Annotated in this window: 7 protein-coding genes; 5 read left to right on the forward strand and 2 right to left on the reverse strand. The window is 69.2% G+C overall.

Going from position 1 to position 7371, the window contains the following annotated elements; genetic code table 11:
* Together E1264_RS37545 and E1264_RS37550 are read right to left on the reverse strand one after the other, a co-directional pair.
* Positions 1–908 (reverse strand): SpoIIE family protein phosphatase (locus tag E1264_RS37545; protein WP_243711415.1); only part of this gene is annotated, 908 nt, incomplete at its 3' end.
* 444 nt (positions 909–1352) lie between these two features.
* On the reverse strand, positions 1353–2402 hold the full coding sequence (locus E1264_RS37550) for a helix-turn-helix transcriptional regulator (RefSeq protein ID WP_132181484.1): 1050 nt from the start codon (positions 2400–2402) through the stop codon (positions 1353–1355).
* A 268-nt stretch (positions 2403–2670) separates the two neighbouring features.
* Between E1264_RS37550 and E1264_RS37555 the strand changes: the two genes are divergently transcribed.
* The 5 genes from E1264_RS37555 to E1264_RS37575 are packed head-to-tail and all read left to right on the forward strand — an operon-like array spanning position 2671 to position 7367.
* Positions 2671–3942: an ABC transporter substrate-binding protein gene (locus E1264_RS37555; RefSeq protein WP_207936764.1), complete on the forward strand. Its 1272-nt coding sequence runs from the start codon at positions 2671–2673 to the stop codon at positions 3940–3942.
* Between the two features lie 7 nt (positions 3943–3949).
* Entirely contained in the window at positions 3950–4822 is an 873-nt protein-coding gene (locus E1264_RS37560; RefSeq protein WP_132181486.1) for a branched-chain amino acid ABC transporter permease, read from the forward strand.
* Positions 4815–5873, forward strand: a complete 1059-nt coding sequence (locus E1264_RS37565; RefSeq protein WP_132181488.1) for a branched-chain amino acid ABC transporter permease — start codon at positions 4815–4817, stop codon at positions 5871–5873. Before E1264_RS37560 ends, E1264_RS37565 begins: the two co-directional genes overlap by 8 nt.
* A complete protein-coding gene (locus E1264_RS37570; protein ID WP_132181490.1) occupies positions 5870–6661 on the forward strand; it encodes an ABC transporter ATP-binding protein in 792 nt (263 codons plus the stop codon). Before E1264_RS37565 ends, E1264_RS37570 begins: the two co-directional genes overlap by 4 nt.
* Positions 6645–7367, forward strand: coding sequence for an ABC transporter ATP-binding protein (locus tag E1264_RS37575; protein WP_132181492.1), 723 nt, complete (start codon positions 6645–6647; stop codon positions 7365–7367). Before E1264_RS37570 ends, E1264_RS37575 begins: the two co-directional genes overlap by 17 nt.
* The last annotated feature ends 4 nt before the right edge of the window (positions 7368–7371 follow it).

The following is a 7371-nucleotide window of genomic DNA, read 5'->3' on the forward strand; positions in this document are numbered from 1 at the left end:
GCGTTGCTATAGCTGATCAGCCGGCTGCGGGTGTCGACGATCGCTTGGACGGCGGTGGTGCCCAGGGCCCCCTCCAGGGACCGCGAATACAGGCCGAGGACCTCCAGGGACGCCGCGGCGCGGGCCTGAGCCCGCACGGCGGCGCTGAGTGCGCTGCGCAGCATGCCCATGACCGCGGCGGCCTTCAGGCCGTGCCCGACGACGTCGCCGACCGCCAGGGCGAACTGGTCGGGCGGGATGTCCACCACGTCGTACCAGTCACCGCACGCATTCATTCCCCTGGCCGCCGGCAGGTACCGGACTGCCACCTCGCCATGATGCCCCAGGTCGGGGGTCTGCAGCATGGCCTCCTGCAAGGTCACGGCGACCTGGCGTTCGCGCAGGTGGGCCTGGCGCAGTTCCTCGTTCAGCCGCTGCAGTTCCCTCGCCCGCACATACAGTTCAGCGTCCACCGCCTGCATGCCCTCCAGAGGTGCACCGATCCGGACACCGTGGCGGGCGCTTTGATAGGCCTTGACGTAGGCGGTCACGTCCTCACCTTGGGTGATGATCCACGTCACCCGCCCACCCGGTCCGGGCACCGGGGTGTTCGCCAGCAACCACCAGCGCTCCTCGAACTCGCCCGGCGCGTCCGCCACCGGAATGTCGTACCTCTGCAGCGCCATGGTGTCGGGCTCGCCAGTGGACAGGACACGCCGCAGGGAGGCGTTCAGGTTCCGCGCGCCGTCAGACTCGGAGGAGGCCGGGTTGTCCGGGAATGCCTCAAACAGATTCCGTCCCACCAGGTCTTCACGCGTCCTCCCGGTCGCCTCCAGGAGCGCCCGGTTCACATCCACAATCACCAGATCCGGGTCCAGCACCAGATATGGGCTGGGCGTCGCGGCGAACAACGCCGCATAATCCTCCACTGGCGGCATACTCTCCCCTATCGGCACACCCCCACCCCCAGACGAGGCCTGCCCGCTCCAGCCCCGGGCACTCCACCAGACGGGTCACCAGCGCCCCGATGCACGTTCAGCCGCGACGTGCTGTGCCCCGGCTTCGGTGGTGTCGGGTTGCTGGAATCCTCGTGCCGTTGATCACGAGGAGAGGCATCCGATGCCCCGTAGCCATCCCCCGATTTCCGGCGCAAGGTGCTGGATCTGGTGAAGGCCAGGCAGCCGGTCCGGCAGGTCGCAGCGGACCTGGACATGGCTCAGCCAAACGATCTACGTGTGGTTGCGGCAAGACCGTATCGACTCAGGTCTGGAGCTCGGTCTGACGTCGACCGATCACACGGAACTGGTCGCGGCGAGGCGCCGGATCGCCGAGTTGGAGACGGAGTTGGCCATCACCGGGCAGCGTTCGTGGGTTCAGGGACTGGGAGTGAACGGAAGGCGGTCGAGGTCGAGACGGACGAGTCCTTCGTCATGAGCGAGGGTGGCCGCCTGCGTGCGCGTCGTGCACGAGAGTTTCGTCATCAGGTGTTCGAGGTGCGTGGTGATCGTACGGGAGCTGACCCGCAACTGGATCGCGATGTCCGCGGTCGTCTTGCCGAGCGCCACCTCTGACAGCACGTCGAGCTCACGGGCTGTCAGGCCGTAGGGCGCCGGGCCCTGGCGGATCGCGACGACGCCGATCGGCTCGGTGCCGGAGACGGTGTGCTGATACGCGCGCAGGAGGCGGACCGCATGCCAGCGACCGGCTGGATCGATCCAGTGCCGCCTCGCCTCGGTCCGGCCGGTCGCCAGGAACCGCCGTACCAGCTCCGGGAGCCGCGGCGGGCGGGACGCTGGATCCGGTTCCTCGACGGCCACCGCGGCGGATCGCCCGTCCGCGGTGAATGCCAGGGCCGAGAAGCCGGGCGGGATCATCATGGCCGGTAGCGTGGCTCCGCGGGTGGCGTCCACGATCCTGGCGATAATGGGCGAGACGGCATCCATCAGCGCGCATTCGGTGGGCCCGAACGCGGCCGCATCGGTCGAACTGAAATGGAGCATGCCGACGTAGCGACCGTCGTTCAGTAGCAGCGGCGCGGTCATTCCGGCGACCCATCCGTCCGGGTCGAGATATTTGGCGTAGTATTCGCTCTTCTCGAACCCGGCCAGTTCCGGGAGTCCGATGCGACCGGTCACCCGGTGCCCCGATGTGTAGCGGAAGGCGACGGTGTCGAGGAACTCCGTGGCACCCGCCGCCGCGACCTGCGGGGTGTAGCCGGCGAAGGTGAGCACACGGTGGACGCCGGCGGCCGGATCGTACTCCACGACCTCGAACGCCTCGTAGGGCAGGACCGGTCGCAGCGCCTCCAACGCGGCCGGCGCGGCGTCGGTGCCCGCCGGTCTGCCGACCTGGTAGCCGGCCTCGGCGATCGCTCGAAGGTGACGTGTGTCGAAGCGGACATGATCGATTCGCGGCATGCTCATGATGAGCCTCCCACGGACTTCGACGCGGGTTGGCCAGGCATGCTAGCAGGCGGCCCGGCGAAGCGTATACGTAGATCTTCCGATGTCCAATCTTTGATGAGCGACTAAAGTACGCGCAAGGGTTTAGACCCCCATTATCGGCATGCCATCAAATCGCCAGCACATTGTAATTTCGCTGGCCATTGTGCTTACATTTCGTCGATTGCCTGACCGGAATATGGATTTCAGACTTGGTCCACTGCATTCGGAGCGGCTGAGGAGATGACCGATGAGCACACGGGTCGTTGGACGCAGGGCGTTCATCCGGGGCGCCGGGATGCTGGGTGGCGCGGTGGCCCTGTCCGGCATCGCGGGCTGCGCCAAGAGCGACGAGACCACCCCGGCGGCCTCCGGTGGGACGATCGACAAGGACGCGATCAACTTCGTCGGCCTGTACGGCACCTCCGGCGCGCAGGCCGAGCTGGGCAAGGAGGCGGTGGACGGGCTGCGGCTGGTGCCCGCCCTGTACGGCGGCAAGCTCGCAGGGCGCCGCCTGGAGGTCGTCACCTACGACACCCAGGAGAAGATCGACGACGCCGTGCGCCGCACCCGGGAAAGCTCCTCGGCCGGCGCGCGGTTCTTCTTCGGCGGGCTGCTGTCCAACGTCGCGCTGGCGGTCAGCGACGAGACCAACCGGGCCGGAGGGCTGTTCGCGACCGCGGCCGGCGCCGACGAGATCACCGGCAAGGAATGCCGGTCCGGCACCTTCCGCTGGGCGGTGGCCACCTACGGGGCGGTCCAGGAGACCGTCCGGCGGCTGGCCGAGCAGCAGCCGTCGCTGCGGCGCTGGTACACCATCACTCCGGACTATGTGTTCGGGCAGTCCCTGCTGGCGGCGGCGAAAGAGGTCTTCCGCGCCCGCGGCATCGAGCACGTCGGCAACTCCTTCCACGGCCTGGACGCCACGGAGTTCTCCGGGTACGTCAACAACGCCGTGGCGGCGAAGCCCGACGTGCTGTGCATCCTGAACTTCGGCGCCCAGTCGACCACGACGATCAAGCAGGCGGTCAGCTTCGGGGTCAAGAAGAAGATGACCATCCTGCTGGTATGGAGCGGCGGGCTGAGCCAGTTCCGGGCGCTGGGCGCAGACACCATGGAGGGCATCTACGCGGGCGCCCAGTACTGGCACACCCTGGACACCCCGGAGAACAAGCGGTTCGTCGAGGCGTTCCGCCGCGAGCACGACGGAGCGAACCCCGGGTACGGTCACGCCGTCGGCTACGCCACCGCGAAGATGATCGCAGACGGCGTCCAGAAGGCCGGTTCGGCCGACCCCGCCGCGGTGGCCAAGGCGCTGGAGGGGACCAGGTTCGCCGGTCTCACCGGCCAGGAGACGATCAGGGCCCAGGATCACCAGGTCGTGCGCGACTACCTGCTGCTGCGCGGGCGCAAGAAGTCCGCGATGGCCGACGACGACGACCTGGTGGAGCTCGTCTCCCGGGGCGCCAGTGTGGTGCCCGCCGAACGCACGGGCTGCACTCTGCGGCCGCTGGGAAGCTGAGGCGCCGGTGGATTCCACACTGCTGCTCAGCCAGCTCCTCAACGGCCTGGGCAACGGCCTGATCTACTTTCTGACCGCGGTCGGCTTCACGCTGGTCTTCGGCCTGATGAACTTCGTGAACTTCGCGCACGGCGCCTTCTTCGTGCTCGGCGCCTACGCGGCGTTCGAGCTCACCGGGCGTGGATGGAGCCTGTGGGTCGCCCTGCTGGTCGCGCCGTTCATCGTCGCCGCGATCGCCGCGATCGCCGAACGTGTGCTGCTGCGCCGGATGTACCGGCTGGCGCACACGTACCAGATCGTGGCGACCCTCGCCCTGGCCATCACCGTTCAGGAAATCGTGACGCTGGTGTGGGGCGCGAACTCGTTCACGCTGAACGCCCCCGAAAGCCTGTCGGGCACGGTCGACGTGGGCCCGGTCACCTACCCGTGGTACCGGATCTTCGTGGTCGTGCTGGCCGCGGCGCTGACCGTGCTGCTGTGGGTGCTGCTCGAACGGACCACGTTCGGCGCCAAGCTGCGCGCGGGGTCGGAGCGCCCCGACATGATCGTCTGCCTCGGCGTCAACGTGTTCCGGTTGTTCTCGGTGACCTTCGCCCTGGCCGCCGGGCTAGCGGCGCTCGCGGGGGTGCTGGCCACGCCGATGCGCGGCATGGCGCCCGTCACCGGCACCGAGGTGCTCGGGCTGGCGGTCGTCGTGGTGGTGGTCGGCGGCATCGGCAGCTTCGGCGGGACGCTGGTGGCCGCCCTGGCCGTCGCCGAGGTGCAGAGCATCGCGGTGATCTACGCGCCCGCGGCCGGCAACGTGATCGTCTACGTCCTGATGGCGCTGGTGCTGCTGGCCCGCAGCGACGTGGTGATGAGGAGGCTGTCCCATGCCTGACGAGGTCACCTCGACCACCGCATCGGACGCCGCTCCGGACGCCTCCTCGATCGGGCGCTCGCCCCGCCGCGCCGGTGCGGCCCAGCGTGGCTGGAGGGCCATCATGCCGCTGGCCGCCCCCGTCTGCGCCGTCGCCGGGCTGGCGATCTTCGCGCCGAGCTACTCGCTCGCGAGCACGATCGTCATCTACGCCATCGCGGCCCTGGGGTGCAACCTGCTGCTGGGTTACACCGGGCTGCTGTCATTCGGCCAGGGCATCTTCTTCGGCGTCGGCGCGTTCGCGGCCGGGCTGGCATTCGTCCATTGGGACGTGCAGGCGCCGGCCGGGCTGTTGATCGCGACCCTGGCCGGGGCGGGCGTCGCCACCGCCGTGGGCAGCTTGTGCATCCTGCGCCGGGACGTGCACTTCGTGATGCTCACCTTCGCCTTCGCGTCGATGTTCGCCTACGCGGTGTACCTGTTCAAGGACGTCACCGGTGGTGAGAACGGCCTGCGCGGCTTCCCGGCGATGACCCTGGGGGCGTTCGGATCGACGTGGCTGGAACTGGACACCGGCGCGGTGATGTTCGCGGTCGCGTCGGTGACCTTCGTCGCCGCCTACTGGGCGCTGACCCGCCTCACCCGTTCCGCCTTCGGCGCCACGCTGATGGCCATCCGGGAGAACGAGGACCGCGCGATCGCGATCGGTTATCCCACCATGCTGTTCAAGCTGCTCGCCTTCACGGTGTCCGGCCTGGTCAGCGGGATCGCGGGAGGACTTTACGCGGTCTATCTCGGCTCGGTGCCCGACAGCGCGCTGCAACTGGAGACCTCCACGATGATCCTGGTGATGACGATCCTGGGCGGCACCGGATCGCTGTTCGGTTCCTTTCTGGGCTCACTGGCGTACCTGCTGCTGTCGCACTATTTGGCGCCGACCTGGGACCGCTGGCAGATCCTGCTCGCGGCGGCTCTGCTTGCCGTGGTCCTGGCCCTGCGGGGCGGCCTGTGGGGCGGGCTGCGCGGCGCGCTCGCCGCGTCCGCCGCCCTGGTCCGGGGGCGGGTGCGATGACCGGGACCCGCGACGCCACGGCACTGGAGATGGTCGGGGTCACCCGCCGCTTCGGCGGCTTCACCGCACTGGACGAGGTGGACCTGTCCATCGCCCCGGGCACGCTGCACGCGATCATCGGCCCCAACGGGGCCGGCAAGACGACCCTGTTCAACATCCTCACCGGCCGGCTGCGCCCGACGGCCGGCCGGGTCCTGGTGAACGGACGGCCGGCGCATCAGTCACCGGAGCACCGCCGCGTGGCCATGGGCGTCGCCCGATCGTTCCAGGTCACCAGCCTCTTCCAGGACCTGACCGTCCGGGAGAACGTCAGGCTGGCCGCGTCGGGGCGGCGGCTGCGGCGGGCGCTGTCGATGTGGCGGCCGGTCGAACACGATCACGCCGGGCTCGCGCGCGCCGGCGAGGTCCTCGACCAGGTGGGCCTGGACCGGGTCGCCGAGCGCCGGGCCGCCGAGCTCAGCCACGGGCAGCAGCGGCTGCTGGAGGTGGCCATGGCCCTGGCGCCCCGGCCGCGGATCCTGCTGCTGGACGAGCCGACCTCCGGCATGGGCGTCGACGACATCCCCGCCATGGAATCCCTGCTGGCCCGGCTGGCCGGGACGCACACCGTCGTGATGATCGAACACAACATGGCCCTGACCATGCGTGTCGCCGACCGCATCACCGTCCTGGTGTCGGGGCGGGTGCTGACCTCCGGCCCACCCGAGCAGATCCAGTCCGACGTCGAGGTCCGGCGGGCCTATCTGGGCGGCGAGTTGGAGGGAACATCCGATGCTGACGCTCAATGAGGTCGCCGCCTTCTACGGCAAGAGCCAGGTCCTGGACGGCGTCTCGCTCGAGGTGGGCACCGGGGAGACCGTCGCGCTGCTCGGCCGCAACGGAGCCGGGAAGTCCACGCTGCTGAAGTCGGTGATGGGCCTGGTGCGGCGGTCCGGACGGATCACCTTCGACGGCCACGACCTGGACCGCCGGTCCGCCTTCGAGTCCGCCCGCATGGGCATCGCCTACGTCCCCGAGGACCGGGGAATCTTCGGCCGGCTCACCGTGGAGCAGAACCTCGCGATCTCCAGGCGCCCCGGCGCCCAGTGGAGCCTGGAGGACGTCTACGACCGCTTTCCCCGCCTCGCCGAGCGAAGGCGCAACAAAGGCGACCGGCTCTCCGGCGGCGAACAGCAGATGCTGGCCATCGCCCGGGCACTGCTCGGCGCACCCCGCCTGGTGATGCTCGACGAGCCGACCGAAGGACTGGCACCGGTCATCGTGGCCCAGCTCGCCGACGTCCTGGCCGACCTGCGGCAACGCGGACCATCAGTGCTCCTTGTCGAGCAGCGCCTCGACCTTTGCCTGCAACTGGCCGACCGCGTCTACGTACTCGACAGCGGCCGCATGGTCTTCGACGGCACCGTCCAGGAATTCCAGGACGCACCCTCGATCCGTGACCGTCACCTGGCCCTGAAGACAGCGGGCCCCACCGATTCGCCGCACCCCGACTGACGCC

The sequence above is a fragment of the Actinomadura sp. KC216 genome (assembly GCF_004348535.1).
GTDB lineage: Bacteria > Actinomycetota > Actinomycetes > Streptosporangiales > Streptosporangiaceae > Spirillospora.